The sequence below is a fragment of the Bacillus sp. FSL K6-1005 genome, assembly GCF_038000225.1.
GTDB lineage: Bacteria > Bacillota > Bacilli > Bacillales > Bacillaceae > Bacillus > Bacillus mojavensis.
This window is the reverse complement of sequence record NZ_JBBOBP010000001.1, coordinates 530251-554711: the sequence shown is the minus strand read 5'-3', so window position 1 is coordinate 554711 and position 24461 is coordinate 530251. Positions and strand designations below refer to the sequence as shown.

Here is a 24461-nt window from a genome sequence, read left to right as displayed (position 1 = left end):
AGGCGATCTGTCCATACTAAAGGTATGCATTACAGAGAAACGAGGCGATTATATTGCTTACAAACGAACAGCTTCAGCATTTTAAAAAAGAACTTGAAGAAACGAAGGAAGATATATTGAACCGCTTCAAAGACAATGACCACTTTCAGCTCAATTCCGCCTTTCCGTATGATTCATGGGGTGAGCTTTCTGCTTATGACAACCACCCAGGCGATCAGGCGACAGAGCTTTATGAGCGTGAAAAAGACATTGCTCTTGATTTGCATGAACGGGAGCATCTCCGGGACATTGAGCATTCATTGAAGGCGATAGAAAACGGCACGTACGGGATTTGTGAGGTCAGCGGAAAAGAAATCCCTTATGAACGTCTTGAAGCGCTTCCGACTGCCACGACGCTCGCAGAGTATTCATCACAGGATGTCGTTTCCAAAGACCGTCCGATTGAGGAAGAAACACCCTTCGGTCAATTTGAATTTGACGATGATGAAGAAATCAGAGCGCCTTATGACAGTGAAGACTCCTACCAGGACGTTGAAAAATACGGAAACTCAGAAACACCGCAGGACATGGAAAATCCACCGCTCAGCTATGATGATATGACAATGAATGCCGAAGAAAATATCGGCAATACAGAATCATATGAGAATTTCATTGCCACAGATATTACAGGCAAAGAAATTACGGTGTATCCAAGCAGGGCACATGAACGTTATGAGGAAGAGCTGGATGAAGAAGGCATCATGACGACTTTTGGCGACCTCCATGCAGATTGACACCCCCGGGAAAAAGTTAATGTCTGCATTTGTATACAAACCGTATAACTGCAGCTCATCTACATCATCACCCCCGCATACCGCGGGGGTGATCTATCCAAGATAAAGGGAAAGTACATGTAAAATAAATACATACCGGAGGAAACACATGAAAAAGATGATCGGCGCAATCGTGGTTTTTATCCTTACATACGCGCTGTTTTCAGCCGCAGACTATCTATTTCCGATCGACAAAAATTGGTATCATTCACTGAAAAAGCCAGACTGGACGCCAAGCGGGCCAACGATCGGCATCATCTGGGCCATCCTGTTTGCACTGATTTCTCTTTCAGCTGCCATTGTTTATGCCAAAAGGTCATTTAGACAAGCGAAAAGCTTTTGGCTGGCGTTTTTGATCAATTTGTGCTGAATCAGGCATTCAGTTATTTTCAGTTTACGCAAAAGAATCTCCTTGCCGCATCCATTGACTGCCTGCTTGTCACCATAACAGCGCTGGTTGTGATCATCATTGCAAAAAAATACAGCAGGGCCTCAAGCTGGCTTCTTGTGCCTTATTTTTTATGGAGTGCCTTTGCAACAGTCTTATCCTTTACGATCTATTCAATGAATCTTTGAACAAAAAAAGCCGCTCAAACAGCGGCTTTTTTACACCATCGGGTTAATTTTCCAAATGTGTTTCGCATATTCATGAATTGTCCGGTCGCTTGAAAAATAGCCTGAATGGGCAATGTTTAAGATTGAACGCTCTGACCATTTTCGCCGATCTTGATAATCAGCTTGAACACGCTCCTGAGCATCCGCGTATGAGCTGAAATCCTTCAACACAAAATACTCGTCATTATGCGGCAGCAGCGAATCATAGATGGATTCAAATTCATCAGGTTCACCTTCAAAAAAGCCGTTGATCAGCTGATCGGCAACCTGCCTGATTCTGCGGTCATGCTGATAATATTCCCTTGATCTGTAGCCTCCGTTTTCCTGGTAGGAAAGGACGTCATCCGCCTTCAAACCAAATGTGTAAACACAATCAGCTCCGACGCGTTGCAGAATTTCAATATTTGCCCCGTCATGCGTGCCGATTGTCAGCGCGCCATTCATCATAAACTTCATATTTCCTGTACCGGACGCTTCCTTGCTTGCAGTCGAGATTTGTTCACTTACATCTGATGCCGGAAAAATCTGCTCCGCCATAGAAACCCTGTAATTTTCTAAAAAAACGACCTTGAGCAGCTGCCTCACCGCCGGATCATAATTTACCTTCTCCGCAACGGAATGAATCAGTTTAATGATTTTCTTCGCGTAATGATAGCTTGGTGAAGCCTTTGCTCCGAAAATAAAGGTTTGCGGATAAATTGAAAATCCCGAATCCTCCTTCAGGCGGTTATACAAATACATAATATGAAGAACATTCAGCAGCTGCCGTTTATACGCATGAAGCCGTTTCACCTGCACGTCAAATATGCTGTCCGGATTCACTGCCACTCCGGCAGTGCAAAAAATCAGATCAGCAAGCTCTTGCTTTTTTCTGCTTTTGTTATTTTGGAACTGCTCAATAAAAGCGGGGTCAGTAGCGTACGGTTCGAGCTGAATCAGGGATTCCGGATGTTTTATCCATTCATTGCCTATCGCATCTGTTATCATGGCGGACAAGCCGGGGTTGGCTTTTAACAGCCAGCGTCTATGGGCAATTCCATTTGTTTTATTGTTAAACCGATTCGGAAACATCAAATGAAAATTACGCATTTCCCGTTCCTTTAATATGTCGGAATGAATTTTGGCAACTCCGTTGACACTGTAGCTTCCCACTATTGCGAGGTGAGCCATTTTGACAACTCCGTGCGCCGTAATCGCCATATCCTCTATCCTTTTCCAGTCACCGGGATACTTCTCCCAAACCGCTCTGCAAAACCTCTCATTAATCTCTTCAATAATCATATACATTCGCGGGAGTAACGGCTTAAATAAATGAATCGGCCATTTTTCAAGCGCTTCTGACAGTGTCGTATGATTCGTATAGGAAATTGTATGTACCGTGATATGCCAGGCATCTTCCCAGCTCATGTTCTCTTCATCAAGCAAAATCCGCATCAGCTCTGGCACAGCAAGTGCAGGATGGGTGTCATTAATATGAATGCTTACTTTTTTATGCAGGCTATATAATGATTGATTCGTTTTACGGTAATTGTTCACTATGCTTTTTAAACTTGCACACACTAGAAAGTACTGCTGCTTCAGCCGTAATATCTTACCCTCGTCATGCGTGTCATCAGGGTACAAAAATTCAGATACAGCTTCTGTTTCCCGTTTATAAGACAAAATATTGCCGCCGTGATAATGCGCATAAGGCTCGGCGTTCCAAAGTCTTAACGTGTTGACTGTGCCCGTATCATATCCGATGATCGGGATATCGTAAGGAACGGCGGTAATGATTGTTGCTTGTTCATGACGAAAATGCAGACAGCCGTTTTTTTCAGTCATATGCACCTCGCCCCAAAACGGCACGTCAACCGCCTGATCAGCATTTCTTACTTCCCATACATTTCCGTTTTTCAGCCATTGCTCAGGCAGCTCAACTTGATGCCCGTCAACAATCTTTTGTTCAAATAAGCCATGCTTATACCGAATACCCATCCCATGCCCAGGCAAATTTAACGAAGCCAGAGAATCTAAGAAGCAAGCAGCCAATCGCCCGAGACCGCCATTCCCCAACCCCGCATCGCTCTCCATATAAAGGATCTCGTCTAGACTGATGCCGATCTCTTTCAGACCCGCTTCCACTACATCCCGAATACCGAGATTCATTAAATTCTGTTCAAGGAGCTGCCCGAGAAGAAATTCAATCGACAAATAATATGTCTGCTTTCCGGAATTGGACCTGCTTCTTTCATTTGTCTGAATCCAATCAGCGCTGATGTACTCTCTGATCATATTGCCTAAGGTTTTATATTGATCAAGCTTGGAAGATTCTTGAAAGCTTTTCCCGCACGTCATTTCTAGACGCTTTAAAAATAAGGCTGCAAAGCGTTCTTTACTCGAGAACATCCCGTCCACTCCTTGTCACATGCTCGAAAATGCGCTGATATTGTTTTGCTGATTGTTTCCAGCTGTAATCTGTATTCATTGCAGTTTTCATGATGCTCTTCCATACATCCTTTTGGCGATAAAACGACAGCGCCCTCTCGATCGTAAATTTCAGATCATGAGCATTAAAGGCTGAGAACGTAAAACCGTTGCCTGTTCCCTCTTCCTCCCGGTAGGAACGGACTGTATCATAAAGCCCGCCCGTTTCTCTGACAATCGGAATAGTGCCATATTGAAGCGCAATCATCTGCCCCAGACCGCACGGCTCAAATTTCGAGGGCATCAAAAACAAATCTGAGCCCGCATAAATCTGATGGGCGAGCGGCTCATCAAACCCAATATACGCCCTGCATTTATCGTGAAATGCAAATTCAATGTACCGGAAGTAGTCCTCAAATTCCCGTTCCCCTGTACCGAGCACAATCAGCTGTATATCTCTCTCCTCCAGCAGCTCGTGCATCATTCTCTTAACAAGATCAAGCCCCTTCTGTTTGGTCAGCCTTGTTACCATACTGATCAGCGGAATATCTTCCCGTACCGGAAGGCCCATCCGCTGCTGGAGCTTCGTTTTATTTTCTTCCTTTAAATCAAGATGTTCAGGATCGTAATGCACTTCAATATACGGATTGCTCTCTGTCTGATAGAAAGAGTCGTCAATACCGTTTAAGATCCCTGTTAAATCCTTTTCCCTATACTGCAAAACTGGCTCAAGCTGCTCGCCGTAATAAGGCGTTAAGATTTCATTTCTATAAGTCGGGCTCACCGTTGTTACATGATCAGCAGCAATAATCCCCGCTTTCATAAAATTAACAAATCCATTGCATTCTAATCTTTCATAATGAAAATGACTCATGTCCAGCCCGAGCAAGTCATGTGTCACCTCTGGCGGGAAAACACCTTGAAACTGCAAGTTATGGATCGTGAGCACACTTTTCATCTGCTCATAAAAGGGGTGCTTGCTGTATTCCTCTTTCAACAAGTAATTGACCATAGCTGTATGCCAGTCATGAGTATGAACGATATGAGCTTGAAAATTTACTGCTTCTGCCGCTTCCAGCACAGCTCTTGAAAAATAAGCAAACCGCTCTCCGTCGTCAAAATGCCCGTACAGGGAATCCCTTGAAAAATAATATTTATTGTCGATAAAATAATAATTCACACCATCTTCAGCCAAATGTTCAATTCCGCAATATTGCTGACGCCAGCCAACAGCAACTGTACATTCAGCTGTTTTCTTCATACGTTTTTGCCAGGCTTCAGGGATTTGACTGTATTTCGGCATGATCACCGCTACGTCGTTCCCAAGACGAGAAAGCACTTTGGGCAGCGCGCCGGCCACATCGGCCAAGCCTCCTGATTTTACAAACGGGGTACATTCTGAGACAGCAAATAACACCTTCAAGAATTCATCAGCTCTCCTTGCACCAATCCTTTTTTTAATACGAGCGGCTGCTCCTCCGTTCCCGAGACTTCAGTTGCATTGCCGATTTTGACATCCTTATCAGCAATCACCTGCTCCAGCAAACAATTCTCACCAATCTGCGTTTTTTGCATAATAATGCAATTTTTCAGCTTCGTGCCTTTCCCGACATGCACCGCCCTGAACAAGATGCAGTTTTCGACCTCTCCCTCAAGCACACAGCCGTTTGCCACTAAAGAATTTCTAACGGTATTGTACTTCCCGTATTTTGTTGGGGGCTCATCCTTCACTTTTGTATAAATCGGCTGCTGTGGCAAAAACACCTGCTGCCAAAAACGCGGCTGAATAAGCTCCATGCTATGGGTATAATACTTTTCTACAGAATCAATAACGGCCGCATACCCCGAATATTCGTATGGGCAAATGGTCAATGCGGAAGCTTCTTTTTCAACAACTTCTTGAATGGTTCTATATCCTTTTTCAACATGTCCGTAGATCAATTCTTTCAAGAGTTTAGAAGACATGATATAGATTTGGAGCGACTGACCGTCCTGAAAGACCTCGGTAATGTCACAGCCCACCTCCTGATGTCTTTTTAACACATATTGAAATTGAATGTTGCATACAGTATGGCTGTTGGTGATGATGGCATATTGCTGTGTACTTCTATGAAAGTAATCGAGATGATCAGAAAACTGGCGGAATGAACCGAATTCATCATACTCATCATGCAAATGCGGTGACGGGAAAAAAAAGAGACCGTCCTTTTTTCGGTGCAAATCCCATTCCTTCCCTGCTCCAAGATGATCCATAAGAGACCGGTAGCGATACTTCGGAAAAATCGCTACACTCCTAATATTCGCATTCACCATATTGGACAGCATAAAATCTATCAAACGGTACCTGCCAGCAAAAGGAATCGCACCAAGTGACCGCTGTGCGGTTAAATCCTGAAGAGAATGCTTATATGTGGTTTCATCTATAACACCTAACATTTGATTATTGATCAACTGATTCTGCCTCCTCTTCAGTCATTAAATCAATTCTTTCTCTACAAATTCCTCCGATACAAGCAGCACCTCCTGAATGTCTGTTTCAGATTTAATCACAGCGCCATCTGGAAGCACCAATCCCTTAGGCACGATGGCATTCTCAATCACGACATGCTCACCGATTGTCACATCCGGCATAATCACTGAACGCTTGACCGTTGCGTGCTTACCGACGGTGACCCCTTGAAAAAGAACGGAGTGAGACACATTCCCATAAACAACACACCCCTCATTCACAAGTGAGTCATGAACCTGCGCCTCAGGCGAAATAAATTGCGGAGGCTGATTCGGATTGACAGAGTAAATCTTCCAATTGCGTTCAAACAGCCCCAGCTCAGACTGGTCTTTCAGCAAATCCATATTAGCCTCCCATAAGCTCTGCACCGTTCCGACATCCTTCCAATATCCTTTAAACGGATAAGCGGAAAGCTTCTTTTTCTCCTCCAAAAGCAGAGGAATGATATCTTTGCCGAAGTCATGGCTTGAATACGGATTCCGGTCATCTATCTCAAGATATTGCTTCAAGAGCGGCCAATTGAAAATATAAATACCCATGGATGCCAAATTGCTCTTTGGGAATTTAGGCTTTTCATCAAAATGTGTGATGACCCCGTCTTCATTTGCTTTCATGATGCCGAATCGGCTTGCTTCTTCCCATCCCACTTCAATCACGGAGATGGTCACATCCGCTTTCTTTTCAATATGAAAATCAAGCATTTTGCCGTAGTCCATTTTATAAATGTGATCGCCTGATAAGATCAGCACATACTCGGGATCATATTGGTTCAGGTAATTGAGATTTTCATAAATTGCGCTTGCCGTCCCTTTATACCATTTCACTTCGGATGACTCAGCATAAGGAGGCAATACTGTAACTCCGCCATTATGCCTGTCAAGGTCCCATGCACTGCCAATGCCAATATAGGAATTCAGCTCCAATGGCTGATATTGTGTTAAGATGCCTACTGTGTCTATGCCTGAATTCGAGCAGTTGCTGAGCGTAAAATCAATAATCCGGTATTTTCCTCCAAAAGATACGGCCGGTTTTGCCATGTTTTTTGTTAATCCGCTGAGACGGCTGCCCTTCCCGCCGGCAAGGAGCATAGCCACACATTGTTTTTTCATTATTTTATCTCTCCTCTTTTTTTCACCGCCCGCATTATCGAAATGCCATAAGGGGGGATTGTCATCGTGATATAGTACGGTTTTTGATGAACAGCTCCAGATTTGGCTGCTAACGGCTTTTTATTCAATTGACCTGAGCCCCCATATTTTTCATTGTCACTGTTCAACACTTCGATATATTGGGTAAGAAAGGGAACGCCTACATCGTATTGATGATAGACCGAGGGTGTAAAATTACATAAGATGATAAGCGCCTCACCGTGCCGTCTGCCGTACCGAATAAAAGAGAAAATTGATTGCTCCTCATTGTGGACATCAATCCATTCGAATGATTGAGCACGATGGTCATTTTCATAAAGGATTTTGCTTTTTTGATAAAAGCGGAGAAGATCTTGAGTAAAAACACTTGCTTTCTGATGCATGGGGAAGGTGTTCAAAAACCAATCAAGCTGTTCTGTATCTTTCCATTCATCGAATTGAGCAAATTCCGAACCCATAAAAATGAGTTTTTTACCGGGATGAGCGGTCATATAACCGAGTAAAAGCCGATATTGGGCAAATTTCTGCCAATAGTCGCCAGGCATTTTATGAAGAAGTGATTTTTTCCCATACACGACTTCATCATGAGAAAATGGCAATACAAAATGTTCACTAAACGCATAAAGCAAGGAAAAAGACACGAGCTGATGGCAGTGCCGCCTTTGTTCAAAAGGCGTCTCCATGTATCTCAGCACATCATTCATCCAGCCCATGTTCCATTTAAAATGAAAGCCAAGTCCCCCTTCCTCAACAGAACCTGTTACTTGAGGCCATTCGGTGGAATCTTCCGCTATCATCATGACATGCGGATATGCCTCCCGCATTGTTTGATTCAGCTTCTTTAAAAATGCAACTGCATATGGATTCATATGGCGTTCAGCCTGATTTGGCCAATACAGCATATTGGCCACGGCATCGACCCTAAAACCATCTATATGATAGAATTCCGCCCAGTACAACGCATTAGAAATTAAAAAACTTTGAACTTCCGGTTTTCCTAAATCAAAGTTAGCGGTGCCCCACAGCCAGTTCTCCCGGTCACGCTCTTCTTGATATTCGTAAAGAGGCGCTCCATCAAACATATAAAGCCCATGCGAATCTTTACAAAAATGTCCGGGGACCCAATCAAGTATGACGCCGATGTTTGCCTGATGGCATTCATCCACAAACCTCATCAAATCATGAGGCGTGCCAAATCGGCTTGTCGGGCTGTAATACCCCGTTGCTTGATAACCCCAAGAGCGATCATAAGGATGTTCATAAACGGGCAGCAGCTCGATATGGGTAAACCCCTGCTCTTTGATATAAGGAATAAGAGACTGGCCTAATTCTTCATAGGAGTAAAGCGTGCCATCGGAATGCTTCTTCCATGAACCAAGGTGAAGCTCATAAATAAAAACCGGCTTTTCATATATCGTTTTATCTTTCTGCTTCTTTTGCCACTTTTGATCATGCCAGCTGTACCCTGCAAGATCGTAAGTAAGAGACGCCGTATTCGGTCTTACTTCTGAATAAAAAGCATACGGGTCTGCCTTCAGCATAGTCTCCCCGCTATTTGTCACGATTTCATACTTATATCGTTCCTTTTCTTTCAGACCTGGAACAAATAATGTCCAAATGCCGTTATCATTAACTTTTTGCATCACATGAAGCTCACCTGACCAACTGTTAAAATCCCCAGCCACTCGAACTTCTGACGCATGAGGCGCCCACACACAAAACTCATACCCGGTTTGGCCATTCAGCTCGCGATAATGCGAGCCAAACAGCTGATAGCTTTTAAACAGACTGCCTTCGTGAAAAAGATAAACATCATGTGCTGTTGGGCTGGCAGCGGCCATGTAATCATCCTTTCTGACATCATAGTTTTCATTTATATTATTTATTCGGAGAAATAAAAAAAAGCCCTTTCTAGAAAGCGCTTATATTTATTGACATAAAACTTCATTTTCTGAAGAAAAACAAGAGATATGGAGTTTTTTGTTGTAAATCTGATATAAAAATAAAAAACAAAATCAGATGTATATTATATCGTTTTAGGAAAATAAAAAAACCTTGCAGGATATGCAAGGTTTCAGGATGACCCGTACGGGATTCGAACCCGTGTTACCGCCGTGAAAGGGCGGTGTCTTAACCGCTTGACCAACGGGCCGTCATGGCGGAGAAGGAGGGATTTGAACCCTCGCGCCGCTTACACGACCTACACCCTTAGCAGGGGCGCCTCTTCAGCCACTTGAGTACTTCTCCATATGGCTCCACAGGCAGGATTCGAACCTGCGACCGATCGGTTAACAGCCGATAGCTCTACCACTGAGCTACTGTGGAATGTAAATGTCATGGTATGGTGGGCCTGAATGGACTCGAACCATCGACCTCACGCTTATCAGGCGTGCGCTCTAACCAGCTGAGCTACAGGCCCATGACGATATAGAAATGGAGCGGGTGATGGGAATCGAACCCACGACATCAGCTTGGAAGGCTGAGGTTTTACCACTAAACTACACCCGCGATTTTATTTGGGGCGATTGATGGGAATCGAACCCACGAATGCCAGAGCCACAATCTGGTGCGTTAACCACTTCGCCACAACCGCCAAAATATATATTTGTAAATGGTGGCTCGGGACGGAATCGAACCGCCGACACACGGATTTTCAGTCCGTTGCTCTACCAACTGAGCTACCGAGCCTTATGATTTAAATGGCGGTCCGGACGGGACTCGAACCCGCGACCTCCTGCGTGACAGGCAGGCATTCTAACCAACTGAACTACCGGACCATTTTGATTTTAATTGGTTGCACCCTTCGGGCGCTCCTTATTTAAAAGAATATATTTTTTGGTTGCGGGGGCAGGATTTGAACCTGCGACCTTCGGGTTATGAGCCCGACGAGCTACCGAACTGCTCCACCCCGCGATGATAAAATGTAAGGATATATATGGCGGAGGAAGAGGGATTCGAACCCCCGCGGGCTTTGACACCCCTGTCGGTTTTCAAGACCGATCCCTTCAGCCAGACTTGGGTATTCCTCCGTATTGTGGTGGACCTTGTAGGACTCGAACCTACGACCGGACGGTTATGAGCCGTCTGCTCTAACCAACTGAGCTAAAGGTCCTTTGGTAGCGGCGGAGGGGATCGAACCCCCGACCTCACGGGTATGAACCGTACGCTCTAGCCAGCTGAGCTACACCGCCAAATCATATATTGAAACCAAGTGGAGCCTAGCGGGATCGAACCGCTGACCTCCTGCGTGCAAAGCAGGCGCTCTCCCAGCTGAGCTAAGGCCCCAAGAATGGTCGGGAAGACAGGATTCGAACCTGCGACCCCATGGTCCCAAACCATGTGCTCTACCAAGCTGAGCTACTTCCCGATTTCATGTAAATCATGGCGCGCCCGAGAGGAGTCGAACCCCTAACCTTTTGATCCGTAGTCAAACGCTCTATCCAATTGAGCTACGGGCGCAAATGATAATGCCGAGGGCCGGACTTGAACCGGCACGGTAGTCACCTACCGCAGGATTTTAAGTCCTGTGTGTCTGCCAATTCCACCACCCCGGCGTGGATGGTATAGTTGGAGCGGAAGACGGGATTCGAACCCGCGACCCCCACCTTGGCAAGGTGGTGTTCTACCACTGAACTACTTCCGCAGAAATGGTGCGGATGAAGGGACTTGAACCCCCACGTCTGTAAAGACACTAGAGCCTGATTCTAGCGCGTCTGCCAATTCCGCCACATCCGCAACATATAAATGGTGAGCCATGAAGGACTCGAACCTTCGACCCTCTGATTAAAAGTCAGATGCTCTACCAACTGAGCTAATGGCTCTTCTTACAAGAGACTTGAATATTATATCATATAAAAGTGGTGCCGGCAAGAGGACTTGAACCCCCAACCTACTGATTACAAGTCAGTTGCTCTACCAATTGAGCTACACCGGCTCATATGTAAACATATTATGTATAGTAAGAATGGTGGAGGATGACGGGCTCGAACCGCCGACCCTCTGCTTGTAAGGCAGATGCTCTCCCAGCTGAGCTAATCCTCCATAATTGCACTAACGTGCAATTGCTTGGCGGCGTCCTACTCTCACAGGGGGAAACCCCCGACTACCATCGGCGCTGAAGAGCTTAACTTCCGTGTTCGGCATGGGAACGGGTGTGACCTCTTCGCTATCGCCACCAAACAATTGAGAGTGTTCTCTCAAAACTAGATAACAGGTGTGACATCATTAGAAATTAGGTTAAGTCCTCGATCGATTAGTATCTGTCAGCTCCATGTGTCGCCACACTTCCACCTCAGACCTATCAACCTGATCATCTTTCAGGGATCTTACTTCCTTGCGGAATGGGAAATCTCATCTTGAGGGGGGCTTCATGCTTAGATGCTTTCAGCACTTATCCCGTCCGCACATAGCTACCCAGCGATGCCCTTGGCAGAACAACTGGTACACCAGCGGTGCGTCCATCCCGGTCCTCTCGTACTAAGGACAGCTCCTCTCAAATTTCCTGCGCCCGCGACGGATAGGGACCGAACTGTCTCACGACGTTCTGAACCCAGCTCGCGTACCGCTTTAATGGGCGAACAGCCCAACCCTTGGGACCGACTACAGCCCCAGGATGCGATGAGCCGACATCGAGGTGCCAAACCTCCCCGTCGATGTGGACTCTTGGGGGAGATAAGCCTGTTATCCCCGGGGTAGCTTTTATCCGTTGAGCGATGGCCCTTCCATGCGGAACCACCGGATCACTAAGCCCGACTTTCGTCCCTGCTCGACTTGTAGGTCTCGCAGTCAAGCTCCCTTGTGCCTTTACACTCTGCGAATGATTTCCAACCATTCTGAGGGAACCTTTGGGCGCCTCCGTTACCTTTTAGGAGGCGACCGCCCCAGTCAAACTGCCCACCTGACACTGTCTCCCCGCCCGATAAGGGCGGCGGGTTAGAAGGTCAATACAGCCAGGGTAGTATCCCACCGATGCCTCCACCGAAGCTGGCGCTCCGGTTTCCAAGGCTCCTACCTATCCTGTACAAGCTGTACCAACATTCAATATCAGGCTGCAGTAAAGCTCCACGGGGTCTTTCCGTCCTGTCGCGGGTAACCTGCATCTTCACAGGTACTATAATTTCACCGAGTCTCTCGTTGAGACAGTGCCCAGATCGTTGCGCCTTTCGTGCGGGTCGGAACTTACCCGACAAGGAATTTCGCTACCTTAGGACCGTTATAGTTACGGCCGCCGTTTACTGGGGCTTCAATTCGCACCTTCGCTTACGCTAAGCGCTCCTCTTAACCTTCCAGCACCGGGCAGGCGTCAGCCCCTATACTTCGCCTTACGGCTTCGCAGAGACCTGTGTTTTTGCTAAACAGTCGCCTGGGCCTATTCACTGCGGCTCTCTCGGGCTTGCACCCTAACAGAGCACCCCTTCTCCCGAAGTTACGGGGTCATTTTGCCGAGTTCCTTAACGAGAGTTCTCTCGATCACCTTAGGATTCTCTCCTCGCCTACCTGTGTCGGTTTGCGGTACGGGCACCTCTCACCTCGCTAGAGGCTTTTCTTGGCAGTGTGGAATCAGGAACTTCGCTACTAAATTTCGCTCGCCATCACAGCTCAGCCTTATGGGAAACGGATTTGCCTATTTCCCAGCCTAACTGCTTGGACGCGGATATCCAATACCGCGCTTACCCTATCCTCCTGCGTCCCCCCATTGCTCAAATGGTGAGGAGGTGGTACAGGAATATCAACCTGTTGTCCATCGCCTACGCCTTTCGGCCTCGGCTTAGGTCCCGACTAACCCTGAGCGGACGAGCCTTCCTCAGGAAACCTTAGGCATTCGGTGGAGGGGATTCTCACCCCTCTTTCGCTACTCATACCGGCATTCTCACTTCTAAGCGCTCCACCAGTCCTTCCGGTCTGGCTTCACAGCCCTTAGAACGCTCTCCTACCACTGTTCGAAGAACAGTCCGCAGCTTCGGTGATACGTTTAGCCCCGGTACATTTTCGGCGCAGAGTCACTCGACCAGTGAGCTATTACGCACTCTTTAAATGGTGGCTGCTTCTAAGCCAACATCCTGGTTGTCTAAGCAACTCCACATCCTTTTCCACTTAACGTATACTTTGGGACCTTAGCTGGCGGTCTGGGCTGTTTCCCTTTCGACTACGGATCTTATCACTCGCAGTCTGACTCCCAAGGATAAGTCATTGGCATTCGGAGTTTGACTGAATTCGGTAACCCGGTAGGGGCCCCTAGTCCAATCAGTGCTCTACCTCCAAGACTCTTACCTTGAGGCTAGCCCTAAAGCTATTTCGGAGAGAACCAGCTATCTCCAGGTTCGATTGGCATTTCACCCCTACCCACACCTCATCCCCGCACTTTTCAACGTGCGTGGGTTCGGGCCTCCATTCAGTGTTACCTGAACTTCACCCTGGACATGGGTAGATCACCTGGTTTCGGGTCTACGACCACGTACTCATGCGCCCTATTCAGACTCGCTTTCGCTGCGGCTCCGCATCTTCTGCTTAACCTTGCACGGGATCGTAACTCGCCGGTTCATTCTACAAAAGGCACGCCATCACCCGTTAACGGGCTCTGACTACTTGTAGGCACACGGTTTCAGGATCTCTTTCACTCCCCTTCCGGGGTGCTTTTCACCTTTCCCTCACGGTACTGGTTCACTATCGGTCACTAGGGAGTATTTAGCCTTGGGAGATGGTCCTCCCGGATTCCGACGGAATTTCACGTGTTCCGCCGTACTCAGGATCCACTCTGGAGAGAACGAAGTTTTGACTACAGGGCTGTTACCTTCTATGGCGGGCCTTTCCAGACCTCTTCATCTACCTCGTTCCTTTGTAACTCCGTATAGAGTGTCCTACAACCCCAAGAGGCAAGCCTCTTGGTTTGGGCTAATCCCGTTTCGCTCGCCGCTACTCAGGGAATCGCATTTGCTTTCTCTTCCTCCGGGTACTTAGATGTTTCAGTTCCCCGGGTCTGCCTTCTCATATCCTATGAATTCAGATATGGATACCACTCCATTACGAGTGGTGGGTTTCCCCATTCGGAAATCTCCGGATCAAAGCTTGCTTACAGCTCCCCGAAGCATATCGGTGTTCGTCCCGTCCTTCATCGGCTCCTAGTGCCAAGGCATCCACCGTGCGCCCTTTCTAACTTAACCGTTAAAAAGAATCACTATGTGATATCTTGTGTTACTAATTGAATGTGATGTCTACTGTTATCTAGTTTTCAAAGAACACGTTTCGAAGGAATGATCCTTCAAAACTAAACAAGACAGGGAACGTTCTGTTTATAAGACCCAAGGTCTTATATTCCGTAAATATCCTTAGAAAGGAGGTGATCCAGCCGCACCTTCCGATACGGCTACCTTGTTACGACTTCACCCCAATCATCTGTCCCACCTTCGGCGGCTGGCTCCATAAAGGTTACCTCACCGACTTCGGGTGTTACAAACTCTCGTGGTGTGACGGGCGGTGTGTACAAGGCCCGGGAACGTATTCACCGCGGCATGCTGATCCGCGATTACTAGCGATTCCAGCTTCACGCAGTCGAGTTGCAGACTGCGATCCGAACTGAGAACAGATTTGTGGGATTGGCTTAACCTCGCGGTTTTGCTGCCCTTTGTTCTGTCCATTGTAGCACGTGTGTAGCCCAGGTCATAAGGGGCATGATGATTTGACGTCATCCCCACCTTCCTCCGGTTTGTCACCGGCAGTCACCTTAGAGTGCCCAACTGAATGCTGGCAACTAAGATCAAGGGTTGCGCTCGTTGCGGGACTTAACCCAACATCTCACGACACGAGCTGACGACAACCATGCACCACCTGTCACTCTGCCCCCGAAGGGGACGTCCTATCTCTAGGATTGTCAGAGGATGTCAAGACCTGGTAAGGTTCTTCGCGTTGCTTCGAATTAAACCACATGCTCCACCGCTTGTGCGGGCCCCCGTCAATTCCTTTGAGTTTCAGTCTTGCGACCGTACTCCCCAGGCGGAGTGCTTAATGCGTTAGCTGCAGCACTAAGGGGCGGAAACCCCCTAACACTTAGCACTCATCGTTTACGGCGTGGACTACCAGGGTATCTAATCCTGTTCGCTCCCCACGCTTTCGCTCCTCAGCGTCAGTTACAGACCAGAGAGTCGCCTTCGCCACTGGTGTTCCTCCACATCTCTACGCATTTCACCGCTACACGTGGAATTCCACTCTCCTCTTCTGCACTCAAGTTCCCCAGTTTCCAATGACCCTCCCCGGTTGAGCCGGGGGCTTTCACATCAGACTTAAGGAACCGCCTGCGAGCCCTTTACGCCCAATAATTCCGGACAACGCTTGCCACCTACGTATTACCGCGGCTGCTGGCACGTAGTTAGCCGTGGCTTTCTGGTTAGGTACCGTCAAGGTACCGCCCTATTCGAACGGTACTTGTTCTTCCCTAACAACAGAGCTTTACGATCCGAAAACCTTCATCACTCACGCGGCGTTGCTCCGTCAGACTTTCGTCCATTGCGGAAGATTCCCTACTGCTGCCTCCCGTAGGAGTCTGGGCCGTGTCTCAGTCCCAGTGTGGCCGATCACCCTCTCAGGTCGGCTACGCATCGTTGCCTTGGTGAGCCGTTACCTCACCAACTAGCTAATGCGCCGCGGGTCCATCTGTAAGTGGTAGCCGAAGCCACCTTTTATGTTTGAACCATGCGGTTCAAACAAGCATCCGGTATTAGCCCCGGTTTCCCGGAGTTATCCCAGTCTTACAGGCAGGTTACCCACGTGTTACTCACCCGTCCGCCGCTAACATCAGGGAGCAAGCTCCCTGATGTCCGCTCGACTTGCATGTATTAGGCACGCCGCCAGCGTTCGTCCTGAGCCAGGATCAAACTCTCCGATAATGGATCACAGATTAAGTTCGCCACATCCTGTGGCAACATCTGCGTGACCTGCATCGTGCAGGCCTTAGTTTGACTGACTACGCACATTGCTGTGCGATTTATTTAAAACTTGAATTAACAGGTACGTTTTGTCTTGTTTAGTTTTCAAAGATCATCACCGCTCTCGATGAAGCAGCTTTACTAATATAACATTCAGCTCTCTGATTGTCAACAACTTTTTTTCAAAGTGTTTTGAGGCTTCTTGTTTTGTCTGCTGTTCATCAGCGACGTTTAATAATATAACACCTATAATCATTTATTGCAATAGTTTTTTTATAAAAATCTATAAAACAATAAAACTGTAATCTTTTTTAATTCTATCTAACTTGTAATGCTTTTTAAAACATATCTATTAATGAACATTTGCCACAGGCAATATCATCTTGTTGTTTTAACCTTTTTCTTGTATAGTAGAAACGAACTAAATATCCGATAACCACAAGGGGAGCATAAAAGCTGAGAGTGAGCGGTTCCGTTCTGACCCTTTGAACCTGTTAGTTAACGCTGGCGTAGGGATGTGGCAAAGTCAAATGAATTGCAGATTGTAAAGCAGTGCGTGGAACTTTCCTATCCTTCCGCGTGCTGCTTTTTTGTTGTCCTTTTGGATTGTCTATCAATGGAAGGGGATTTTTATGGCTCAACCAAGACAACTGGTTCGTCTTATTGAAATTGCAATCATGACTGCTGCTGCTGTCATTTTAGACATCGTTTCCGGAATGTTCCTCCGTATGCCTCAAGGAGGATCGGTATCCATCATGATGATTCCGATTTTTTTGATTTCATTTCGCTGGGGAGTTAAAGCAGGTCTTACCACCGGTCTATTGACAGGTCTTGTTCAAATTGCGATTGGAAATCTATTTCTTCAGCACCCTGTCCAGCTATTGCTTGATTACATTGCAGCGTTCGCCGCTGTTGGAATAAGCGGCTTTTTCGCTTCCGCTGTCCGCAAATCAGCTTTATCAAAAGCAAAAGGAAAATTGATTGTATCAGTGATTTGCGCAGTTTTTATCGGCAGTTTTCTGCGTTATGCTGCACATGTGATTTCAGGGGCGGTATTTTTCGGCAGCTTTGCACCAAAAGGAACGCCGGTATGGATTTACTCATTAACTTATAATGCTACTTATATGATTCCATCATTCATCATCTGTGCGATTGTCCTTTGTTTATTGTTCATGACAGCTCCGCGCTTGCTGAAAACTGAAAAAGCTTAATCTAACAACCCCCAGCGGCCATTCCGCTGGGGGTTGTTTTCTATATCCTGTTAAGCTGATTTTTTAATGAAGCAAGATCTGGCCATCCGAATCCTATTTCTTTCAAGCTTTCTCCTGCGATTTCAAAACTATCCTCGGCTGCTCTTTCAGGTGAAAACGACTGATAAAATGTAATCGAAGGATTCTCTTCTACGACCCAAACAAACATGCTCGTAAAGCCATGATCAAGCAAAAAATCTGCTCCCTTTGTCAAAAGTGCTCTGCCTGCACCTTGCCGCTGTTTTTCTTCTAAAAGGTAAATGGCATATAACTCACCGTCATAGCCTTTCTGCTCTGTACGAATAGGACCAAAAGATGCAAAGCCGAATACTGAACCTTTATCATCTTCTGCCACAAAAACCCCCTTTAATGAACGGGTTTTCCATTTGGCTTCAAAATCGTTGTAGTTTAAACCATTTAAGTATTCAGCCGAGACAATGCCGCTGTATGTTGTCATCCAGCTGTCAACGTGCACTTTTGCGATGGCCTTTATATCATCTATTCGTGCTTCTCTTATAGTCACCATTCATTCTCTATTCCTTTCCGCAATGGTTATTCAGATTTTTGAACAGGTTTTGTTTCTTTTAATTCATTTGTCAGTTCGTTGATGCTCTGTTTGATGTTGCCTTTTCCTGAAAAGTTCTCAATCATTTCCTTTACGTCGATTCCCGAAGACGCTTTTAAGCTTTCTTGTAAGCTGGACATTAAGTTTGTCGCATAGCTTGTGACTTTGTTGGCGCCGCTTGAATCACCGCTGCCTCCTGTATCAACGACGGTGATCTTATCAATATTTGAAAGCGGTGCTGATACCTGTTTCGCGTATTCCGGAAGCATTTTGACAATCATATCGAAAATTGCAGCCTGACCGTACTGCTCAAAGGCAGCGGCAATTTTTTCTTTCGCTTCCGCTTCAGCAAGACCTTTTAAGCGAATAACCTCGGCCTCTGTCTCACCTTTTGCTTTTTCCGCTTCAGCTTTTGCAAGACCGTCAATTCTGACCCTTTCAGCTTCAGCCTTCGCCATCGCTTCTATGCTGTATTTCTTGGCATCGGCTTGGGCGAGCTGTTTGGCTTTTTCAGCAGCGGCAGATTGCTCAACTGAATAGCGGTCTGCATCGGCTTTTTTCTTCACTTCAGAATCATACTGGCGTTCACGGCGAAGTATTTCTTTTTCTTCTAATTCAATTTGTTTTTGCCGTTCTATAATCTTGACCTGCATTTCCTGCTCTGTGACCTGCTGGCGTGCTTTAGCTGTTTCCAAATCGTATGCCTGGTCAGCGTTGGCTTTTGCTGTATCTTGATCTCGCCGGTATTCAGCCATTTTAAGCTGATTGATTTTTTCAGCTTCCGCAATTTCCGTCGCTCGTTCAAGCTCTGATTTTTTGGCTTCTTTATCGGCTTCCGCCCGCTTAATTCTTGTTTCTTTATCAGCCTCTGCGGTTGCAATGTCAGCATCACGTTTTACCTGCGCAATTCTAGGTTTACCTAGTGATTCAAGATAGCCGTTTTTATCACGGACATCTTTAATGGTAAAGGAGACAATCACAAGACCCATCTTAGCGAGATCCTGTGAAGCGACACGCTGCACTTCTTGGGAGAATTTTTCGCGGTTTTTATAAATTTCTTCTACTGTCATAGACCCGAGAATGGAGCGAAGGTGGCCCTCCAGTACTTCACGCGCCTCCTGCTCTCGGTCTTCTTTTGACTTTCCTAAAAATTGTTCGGCTGCTGTGGCGATTTCTCCGATCGATCCGCCGATTTTAATAATTGCAGTTCCGTCCGCCATTACAGGCACACCTTGCTCTGTATAAACTTCAGGAGTCGATACATCGAGTTTGCTTGATAACAGACTTAACGGCTCAGCCTGCTGAAAAACCGGAAGAACAAAGGTTCCTCCTCCGCGAACAATCTTCAGGCGGTTGCCTCCCTCATCAACATGAACATTTTTATTTCCAAGATAGCTTCCTGTAACAATTAACGCTTCATCAGGCCCTGCCGTACGATATTTTGTAATAAATACCGCTATAAGTGCAATGAGTAAAAAAAATACAACTCCGATGACGATGATAATCGGCATTGTCATATGACATTCCTCCTTGTTTTATAAAGGTTCATGCGGAGTGACTGAAAGAACTCCGTTTTTGACATCCACAACTAAGACGACTGTTCCGTAACTGATCTGTTCATTTTCAAAGCTGATCGCCGATTTTGAGATCGTACCGCCTATCCCTTCAATCAGCACTTCTCCAAATCCATCAACCGGTACAGCGGTTATGACTTTTCCGAGTCTTCCTCTAAGATCATCTTCCCGATAAGTCAATGATTCTTCTGCCGATGATAAAGGGACAAGCACAAATAAATGGAGCATTATCACCAGCAACACTGAAAGAAGACAGGATAATAGAGCAATAATCAGGCTGGAGAGGGGGAAAACTGTTTCGCCTATACATCCAGATGCGGAGAAAAATGTGAAAAATGAGAGCACCAATGTCGGGTTTAAAAATGGAATACCTTCTAACAGCCCTTCAAACACATCTCCGAAAAATAAAAATAGCAGCGTAAGGCTTCCGGCTATGATAAGGGTGTAAAGGTAAATCGTTTGGACAGGAACACCGTATAACTCCAATTTTCTCATCCTTTCTAAGCTGCTACTTTAACCGACGGCCGTCGTTACCTTTTATACGAGACACACAAGGAAAGGTTTCAAAATTTTTTGATAAATGCTCCCGACACAGTGCTTTATACATGATAAATGCCCTTATATATGGTAATGTTTTTTCAGGAGGAGATATGATGAGTATCTTTAATGAAGCCAGATTAGAAACATGGAATGAAGTCAAAGGACTTTCCGATGAAAAGCTGAATCAAAAGCCTTCTTCTGATGAATGGAGTATACGGGAAGTTCTTGATCATTTGAAGAAAATTGATATGACCGCCCAAAACATGCTGAAAGAACGAGTAAAGGAAGCGCCTATTAAGGAAATTGGGGAAAAACCGCTTACGGCTGCACAGGATAGAAGCAATAAACGGAAAGCGCCCGCCCATCTTGAACCAGATCATGATTTTATTTCAGGCAGCCAAATGAAACGGGAGCTTGATGTTGTAAGGGAGCAGTTAACAGCTGTTATTGCATCTCTTAAAGAAGAAGATTTCGAAAGAGTATTGCCGCATCCCTTGTTTCAAGAGCTGACCGTCAGACAATGGATCGATTTTATCGGCCATCATGAAAAACGCCACCTTAGCCAGATCAAAGAAATTAAAGAGAAAATAGAAAGAGTCTGATTTAATCAGACTCTTTCTGCTTTTTGTTTAATGTTCCGCTGATAGGAATGAACGATTATTTCGTCACCTGCATACACGGTACCGGGTCTCTCGACAATACATACAATACCTCTTATCCCCAACGCATGGCGGACAAAAGCCGGTGCAAGCTTTGGCTTGTCCGGATAATAAGACTGGATGACTTCACCCGGCTGGATACACGGATCATTTTCTCCCTCACACAGTAAAGCGGCGCCGCTCGGAAATATAAGCCGGCTTCCTTCTTTTAATGTTGTGAAATCAGGTATACCGCTGATTGCAACATTCGCACCGAGCCATTCTGGAAAAATACTCGGGACGCCCATTTTCAAAGCAATTTCGTCACATTCTTCTGTTGAAACAATTGAGATTTGCCTGCGATTAAAAATCTCTGTTCCTCTTGAAAACATCGGCTCTCGGGCCCCAGCTTTTTTTGTCAGGCCGAAATGCAAGTCACCGGGAATGCCGCCATAATCAAAATCGAGCTTGTCCATTTGTTTTGTTACAAAGCTTTCTGTATCTGCAACATATAAGCCTTCCGTTTTTGCAGTCATGCGTTTCCACATAAGCTTGCACCGTCCTTTGTCTTTAGGATTGTCACTTATGTTCAATTATCCAAAAAAATCCCGCTCTGTAAAGGAGCGGGATTAACGCATTATACAGTTTTTGGCGTAAGATTAAAGCAGCGTTTGTAGATCCAGTTATATGCTTTCTCATTTAAATCTCTAGGATTTCCGAAGGTTTGCGGATCTTTCATCGCTTCTTTTGACAAGCGCTCGATCATGTCAGGTGATACCCCTTGTTCTTCTAAAGTCGGTACTTCTAACTCTTTCACAATATCGTACATCCAGTTGACAGATGCTTTTGCAGCTTCTTCTGTTGTCATCTGGCTTGTATCAATACCGAACGCTTTTGCGATGCGGGCGAATTTCTCTGGATAGCCCTTCCAGTTGTATTCCATAACAGGGCCCATCATTGCCGCCACACATTGGCCGTGAGCGACCGGGATAATACCGCCGAGTGTTTGGCTCATGGCGTGGGCAGCACCCGCTGATTCACTGCCGTAAGAAAGACCGGCAAGCATAGCAGCCTGCGCCATTCCGTATCTAGCTTCGAGATCTTCTCCGTCAGCAAATGCTCTCTTAATGTAGTGAGCGGCATATTCAATCGCCATCAAAGCCACTGCGTCTGTAATCGGCTGCGCAAATTTCATTGTGTAGCACTCAATGGCGTGAGCAAGAGCATCAATCCCCGTCATCGCTGTTACGTGCGGCGGCATTGAGACGTGAAGCTCTGGGTCAATCACAGTCAAATGCGCGGCAATCAGCGGACCGCCTGTGTTAAATTTGAATTCTCTTTCTTCATCTGTAATAACCGCCCATTGCGTTACCTCTGAGCCTGTTCCAGCGGTTGTCGGAATTGTCGTTAGCGGAGGAATGCGGTTTTCCAGCGGTTTCTTTCCTTCAGCTGCTTCATAATCAAGTACGCTTCCCTCGTGAGTCGCTTCTACTCCAATGGCCTTCGCTGTGTCCATGGAGCTCCCGCCTCCGACTGCCACCAAGCCGTTGCAGTTCTCTTTTTTGTAAAGCTCGGAACCTTCATTTACAAGCCGTACAGGAGGGTTTGGCTCAACTTTATTAAAGAGCACCACTTCAATGCCTGCCTCTTTTAATGACTCGATCACAGGATCTACAACGCCCGCTTTATAAATTCCCGGGTCTGTAACAAGCAATGCTTTTGAAACCCCCAGTCCAGCTACTTCTTTTCCTGCGTGATTGATGGCGCCAATTCCGTGCTTAATCACAGTCGGAATTTCAAATGTGTGAAATTTATGCATGCTTTCTACTTTCATATTTAATGTCATAATCAATCTCCCCCTTTTATGAATTGAACCAATTAACCGCTGCCGGTTTTGTGTTGCGATATACATGTTTGACTTCTGTATACTCTTCAAGCCCTATTTTTCCAAGTTCCCGTCCGAATCCGGATTGCTTATAGCCGCCCCATGGCGCCTGTGCAAAGTACGGATGGAAATCATTAATCCAAACCGTCCCCATTCTCAAACGGGCTGCTACACGTTCGCACTTTTCAATATCTTTCGACCATACAGCTCCGGCCAATCCGTAAATCGTATCATTCGCCAGTGAGATTACTGCTTCTTCAGAACTGAATCTCTCGACTGTTAATACTGGCCCGAATACTTCTTCCTGAACAATTCTCATGTCAGATGTACAGTTTGAGAAAATGGTAGGTTCATAGAAAAAACCATTTTGAAGTGCTGGATCTTCCGGACGTTTGCCGCCAGTCTCCAATTTTGCACCTTCTTGCAGTCCGATCTCTACATATTTTTCAACCTTTGCTCTGTGCTCCGCGGAAATGAGCGGACCGCTTTCTGTCTCTTCGTGAAAACCGTTTCCGAGTTTAATGCGTTTCGCCCGTTTGACAAGCTCTGCTAAAAATTGATCATGAATGTCTTCTTCTACAAGCAATCGGGACCCGGCGGAGCATACTTGGCCGGCGTGGAAAAATACAGCGTTTAGCGCCTGATCAACCGCGACTTCCAGGTCTGCGTCTTTGAAAACGATATTTGGATTTTTCCCTCCAAGCTCAAGCGCGATTTTTTTGACGTTGCCGCTTGCCGCCCGCATGATTTTTTTGCCTGTTTCAATTCCGCCTGTAAACGAAATTAAGTCAACGTCTTTGTTTACAGCAAGCTCATCACCCACTGTGGCGCCCGGTCCCAACACAAGGTTTGCGACACCTTTTGGAACTCCGGCTTCCTCCATCAGCTTAAAGACTTTCATTGTCGTCAGCGGTGTGATCTCACTCGGCTTCATGACAATTGTATTGCCTGCCGCTAAAGCCGGGGCGATTTTCCAGCTTGCTTGCAGAAGCGGATAATTCCACGGCGTGATTTGTCCGCATACGCCAATTGGCTCCCTGATGATTTTGCTTTCTGAATCAGGGATTGGAGATGAGATGATCTCTCCTCCATCTTTATCTGCCAGACCAGCATAATACTGAAAAACATTGGCGATATCGTCCATATCGGCTTTGCTTTCCTCAAGTGTTTTTCCCGTATCAAGGGATTCGAGCTCGGCCAGCTCGTCTAGATCGCGCCTGATTAATTCCGCAATTTTCAGAACTGTTTTTCCGCGTTCAAGCCCTGAAAGAGAAGGCCATTCTCCTGCGTCAAAAGCTTTTCGTGCGGCAGCAATTGCTTTCACGGCATCCTCACGTCCGCCCTCGCTAACTGTTGCAATTTCTTCTTGATTAAATGGATTAATAATACTGCGGACCTGCCCTTTTTCGGCACTGATCCATTCACCGTCAATGTATAATGTTTGACTCATCTAAGTCCTCCTTGACGAAAATAAAGTTTGTTAAATAAAAATTTAATGTTTTTAACAACCTTAATCTAACATATGGTTTTTAAACTGTCAAAGCCCTCATTGTGATTTTTCGTTTTGACTTTTCTCTAGGTTTCGATAAGATAAAGAACAT

14 protein-coding genes, 21 tRNA genes, 3 rRNA genes, 1 pseudogene and 1 riboswitch are annotated in these 24461 nt (G+C 46.1%); of the genes and pseudogenes, 4 read left to right on the top strand and 35 right to left on the bottom strand.

Features of this window, described 5'->3' with window-relative positions; translation table 11 throughout:
• Window positions 1-53 precede the first annotated feature (53 nt).
• Together NST16_RS02790 and NST16_RS02785 are read left to right on the top strand one after the other, a co-directional pair.
• Window positions 54-773 carry a yteA family sporulation protein gene (locus tag NST16_RS02790; RefSeq protein WP_340883790.1) on the top strand — a complete coding sequence of 240 codons (720 nt, stop codon included), beginning with the start codon at window positions 54-56 and terminating at the stop codon, window positions 771-773.
• A 148-nt stretch (window positions 774-921) separates the two neighbouring features.
• Window positions 922-1388: pseudogene (locus tag NST16_RS02785) on the top strand (TspO/MBR family protein).
• Between the two features lie 30 nt (window positions 1389-1418).
• Here NST16_RS02785 and glgP read toward each other — a convergent pair.
• The 29 genes from glgP to NST16_RS02640 all read right to left on the bottom strand — a co-directional run bounded on the left by glgP (window position 1419) and on the right by NST16_RS02640 (window position 16369).
• Window positions 1419-3815, bottom strand: coding sequence for a glycogen phosphorylase GlgP (gene glgP / locus NST16_RS02780; protein ID WP_340883789.1), 2397 nt, complete (start codon window positions 3813-3815; stop codon window positions 1419-1421).
• Window positions 3802-5256 (bottom strand): glycogen synthase GlgA, encoded by a 1455-nt coding sequence (gene glgA / locus NST16_RS02775; RefSeq protein WP_340883788.1) that lies wholly within the window; start codon window positions 5254-5256, stop codon window positions 3802-3804. Before glgA ends, glgP begins: the two co-directional genes overlap by 14 nt.
• Window positions 5253-6284, bottom strand: a complete 1032-nt coding sequence (glgD, locus tag NST16_RS02770) for a glucose-1-phosphate adenylyltransferase subunit GlgD (protein ID WP_010331611.1) — start codon at window positions 6282-6284, stop codon at window positions 5253-5255. Before glgD ends, glgA begins: the two co-directional genes overlap by 4 nt.
• A gap of 24 nt (window positions 6285-6308) precedes the next feature.
• Window positions 6309-7451 carry a glucose-1-phosphate adenylyltransferase gene (locus NST16_RS02765; protein WP_326196386.1) on the bottom strand — a complete coding sequence of 381 codons (1143 nt, stop codon included), beginning with the start codon at window positions 7449-7451 and terminating at the stop codon, window positions 6309-6311.
• Window positions 7451-9331 carry a 1,4-alpha-glucan branching enzyme gene (gene glgB, locus NST16_RS02760; RefSeq protein WP_340883786.1) on the bottom strand — a complete coding sequence of 627 codons (1881 nt, stop codon included), beginning with the start codon at window positions 9329-9331 and terminating at the stop codon, window positions 7451-7453. The genes NST16_RS02765 and glgB overlap by 1 nt, the downstream gene beginning before the upstream one ends.
• A 239-nt stretch (window positions 9332-9570) precedes the next feature.
• Window positions 9571-9642, bottom strand: a tRNA-Glu gene (locus NST16_RS02755).
• A 4-nt stretch (window positions 9643-9646) separates the two neighbouring features.
• Window positions 9647-9737 (bottom strand) — tRNA-Ser (locus NST16_RS02750).
• Window positions 9738-9740: 3 nt separating this feature from the next.
• A tRNA-Asn gene (locus NST16_RS02745) sits at window positions 9741-9815 on the bottom strand.
• 17 nt (window positions 9816-9832) lie between these two features.
• Window positions 9833-9909 (bottom strand) — tRNA-Ile (locus NST16_RS02740).
• 15 nt (window positions 9910-9924) lie between these two features.
• Window positions 9925-9998 (bottom strand) — tRNA-Gly (locus NST16_RS02735).
• A gap of 9 nt (window positions 9999-10007) precedes the next feature.
• Window positions 10008-10083 (bottom strand) — tRNA-His (locus NST16_RS02730).
• 19 nt (window positions 10084-10102) lie between these two features.
• Window positions 10103-10178 (bottom strand) — tRNA-Phe (locus NST16_RS02725).
• A gap of 12 nt (window positions 10179-10190) precedes the next feature.
• A tRNA-Asp gene (locus tag NST16_RS02720) sits at window positions 10191-10267 on the bottom strand.
• A 59-nt stretch (window positions 10268-10326) separates the two neighbouring features.
• Window positions 10327-10403: transfer RNA gene (locus tag NST16_RS02715), tRNA-Met, on the bottom strand.
• Between the two features lie 23 nt (window positions 10404-10426).
• Window positions 10427-10519 (bottom strand) — tRNA-Ser (locus tag NST16_RS02710).
• Window positions 10520-10525: 6 nt separating this feature from the next.
• Window positions 10526-10602 (bottom strand) — tRNA-Ile (locus NST16_RS02705).
• Window positions 10603-10604: 2 nt separating this feature from the next.
• Window positions 10605-10681, bottom strand: a tRNA-Met gene (locus NST16_RS02700).
• A 21-nt stretch (window positions 10682-10702) separates the two neighbouring features.
• Window positions 10703-10775 (bottom strand) — tRNA-Ala (locus NST16_RS02695).
• A gap of 5 nt (window positions 10776-10780) precedes the next feature.
• Window positions 10781-10857 (bottom strand) — tRNA-Pro (locus NST16_RS02690).
• A gap of 15 nt (window positions 10858-10872) precedes the next feature.
• Window positions 10873-10949, bottom strand: a tRNA-Arg gene (locus tag NST16_RS02685).
• 9 nt (window positions 10950-10958) lie between these two features.
• Window positions 10959-11044: transfer RNA gene (locus NST16_RS02680), tRNA-Leu, on the bottom strand.
• A gap of 14 nt (window positions 11045-11058) precedes the next feature.
• Window positions 11059-11133 (bottom strand) — tRNA-Gly (locus tag NST16_RS02675).
• A 5-nt stretch (window positions 11134-11138) separates the two neighbouring features.
• Window positions 11139-11225, bottom strand: a tRNA-Leu gene (locus NST16_RS02670).
• Window positions 11226-11235: 10 nt separating this feature from the next.
• Window positions 11236-11311: transfer RNA gene (locus NST16_RS02665), tRNA-Lys, on the bottom strand.
• 37 nt (window positions 11312-11348) lie between these two features.
• Window positions 11349-11424 (bottom strand) — tRNA-Thr (locus NST16_RS02660).
• Between the two features lie 31 nt (window positions 11425-11455).
• Window positions 11456-11531, bottom strand: a tRNA-Val gene (locus NST16_RS02655).
• A 22-nt stretch (window positions 11532-11553) separates the two neighbouring features.
• Window positions 11554-11669: ribosomal RNA gene (gene rrf, locus NST16_RS02650) — 5S ribosomal RNA — on the bottom strand.
• 53 nt (window positions 11670-11722) lie between these two features.
• Window positions 11723-14650: ribosomal RNA gene (locus tag NST16_RS02645) — 23S ribosomal RNA — on the bottom strand.
• A 169-nt stretch (window positions 14651-14819) separates the two neighbouring features.
• Window positions 14820-16369: ribosomal RNA gene (locus NST16_RS02640) — 16S ribosomal RNA — on the bottom strand.
• Together the 16S, 23S and 5S rRNA genes with 21 tRNA genes alongside form the textbook arrangement of a ribosomal RNA operon.
• Before the next feature lie 470 nt (window positions 16370-16839).
• A riboswitch (TPP riboswitch) is annotated at window positions 16840-16941 on the top strand.
• 99 nt (window positions 16942-17040) lie between these two features.
• Between NST16_RS02640 and thiT the strand changes: the two genes are divergently transcribed.
• Window positions 17041-17619: an energy-coupled thiamine transporter ThiT gene (thiT, locus tag NST16_RS02635; RefSeq protein ID WP_010331614.1), complete on the top strand. Its 579-nt coding sequence runs from the start codon at window positions 17041-17043 to the stop codon at window positions 17617-17619.
• Window positions 17620-17659: 40 nt separating this feature from the next.
• Here thiT and NST16_RS02630 read toward each other — a convergent pair whose 3' ends face one another.
• The 3 genes from NST16_RS02630 to NST16_RS02620 are packed head-to-tail and all read right to left on the bottom strand — an operon-like array spanning window position 17660 to window position 20283.
• Complete coding sequence (locus NST16_RS02630) at window positions 17660-18184, bottom strand: GNAT family N-acetyltransferase (protein WP_268447311.1); 525 nt, start codon at window positions 18182-18184, stop codon at window positions 17660-17662.
• Window positions 18185-18210: 26 nt separating this feature from the next.
• On the bottom strand, window positions 18211-19740 hold the full coding sequence (gene floT / locus NST16_RS02625) for a flotillin lipid rafts scaffold protein FloT (protein ID WP_010331616.1): 1530 nt from the start codon (window positions 19738-19740) through the stop codon (window positions 18211-18213).
• Window positions 19741-19758: 18 nt separating this feature from the next.
• Window positions 19759-20283, bottom strand: coding sequence for a hypothetical protein (locus tag NST16_RS02620; RefSeq protein ID WP_268448496.1), 525 nt, complete (start codon window positions 20281-20283; stop codon window positions 19759-19761).
• Window positions 20284-20450: 167 nt separating this feature from the next.
• On the opposite strand from NST16_RS02620, the gene NST16_RS02615 reads away from it, so the two are divergent.
• Complete coding sequence (locus NST16_RS02615) at window positions 20451-20939, top strand: DinB family protein (RefSeq protein ID WP_268448494.1); 489 nt, start codon at window positions 20451-20453, stop codon at window positions 20937-20939.
• A 5-nt stretch (window positions 20940-20944) separates the two neighbouring features.
• Here NST16_RS02615 and NST16_RS02610 read toward each other — a convergent pair whose 3' ends face one another.
• The 3 genes from NST16_RS02610 to betB form a co-directional block, all read right to left on the bottom strand.
• Window positions 20945-21523, bottom strand: a complete 579-nt coding sequence (locus NST16_RS02610; RefSeq protein ID WP_268448493.1) for an MOSC domain-containing protein — start codon at window positions 21521-21523, stop codon at window positions 20945-20947.
• A gap of 89 nt (window positions 21524-21612) precedes the next feature.
• A complete protein-coding gene (gene gbsB / locus NST16_RS02605; protein ID WP_340883778.1) occupies window positions 21613-22821 on the bottom strand; it encodes a choline dehydrogenase in 1209 nt (402 codons plus the stop codon).
• 16 nt (window positions 22822-22837) lie between these two features.
• Window positions 22838-24310, bottom strand: a complete 1473-nt coding sequence (gene betB, locus NST16_RS02600; protein ID WP_340883777.1) for a betaine-aldehyde dehydrogenase — start codon at window positions 24308-24310, stop codon at window positions 22838-22840.
• Between the last annotated feature and the right edge of the window lie 151 nt (window positions 24311-24461).

Bases quoted from the DNA above. Each gene is read 5' to 3' on its own strand.
- glgP (WP_340883789.1), bottom strand. From the start codon at position 3,815: ATGTTCTCGAGTAAAGAACGCTTTGCAGCCTTATTTTTAAAGCGTCTA.
- NST16_RS02765 (WP_326196386.1), bottom strand. From the start codon at position 7,451: ATGAAAAAACAATGTGTGGCTATGCTCCTTGCCGGCGGGAAGGGCAGC.
- glgB (WP_340883786.1), bottom strand. From the start codon at position 9,331: ATGGCCGCTGCCAGCCCAACAGCACATGATGTTTATCTTTTTCACGAA.
- thiT (WP_010331614.1), top strand. From the start codon at position 17,041: ATGGCTCAACCAAGACAACTGGTTCGTCTTATTGAAATTGCAATCATG.
- NST16_RS02630 (WP_268447311.1), bottom strand. From the start codon at position 18,184: ATGGTGACTATAAGAGAAGCACGAATAGATGATATAAAGGCCATCGCA.
- floT (WP_010331616.1), bottom strand. From the start codon at position 19,740: ATGACAATGCCGATTATCATCGTCATCGGAGTTGTATTTTTTTTACTC.
- NST16_RS02615 (WP_268448494.1), top strand. From the start codon at position 20,451: ATGAGTATCTTTAATGAAGCCAGATTAGAAACATGGAATGAAGTCAAA.
- NST16_RS02610 (WP_268448493.1), bottom strand. From the start codon at position 21,523: ATGTGGAAACGCATGACTGCAAAAACGGAAGGCTTATATGTTGCAGAT.
- gbsB (WP_340883778.1), bottom strand. From the start codon at position 22,821: ATGACATTAAATATGAAAGTAGAAAGCATGCATAAATTTCACACATTT.
- betB (WP_340883777.1), bottom strand. From the start codon at position 24,310: ATGAGTCAAACATTATACATTGACGGTGAATGGATCAGTGCCGAAAAA.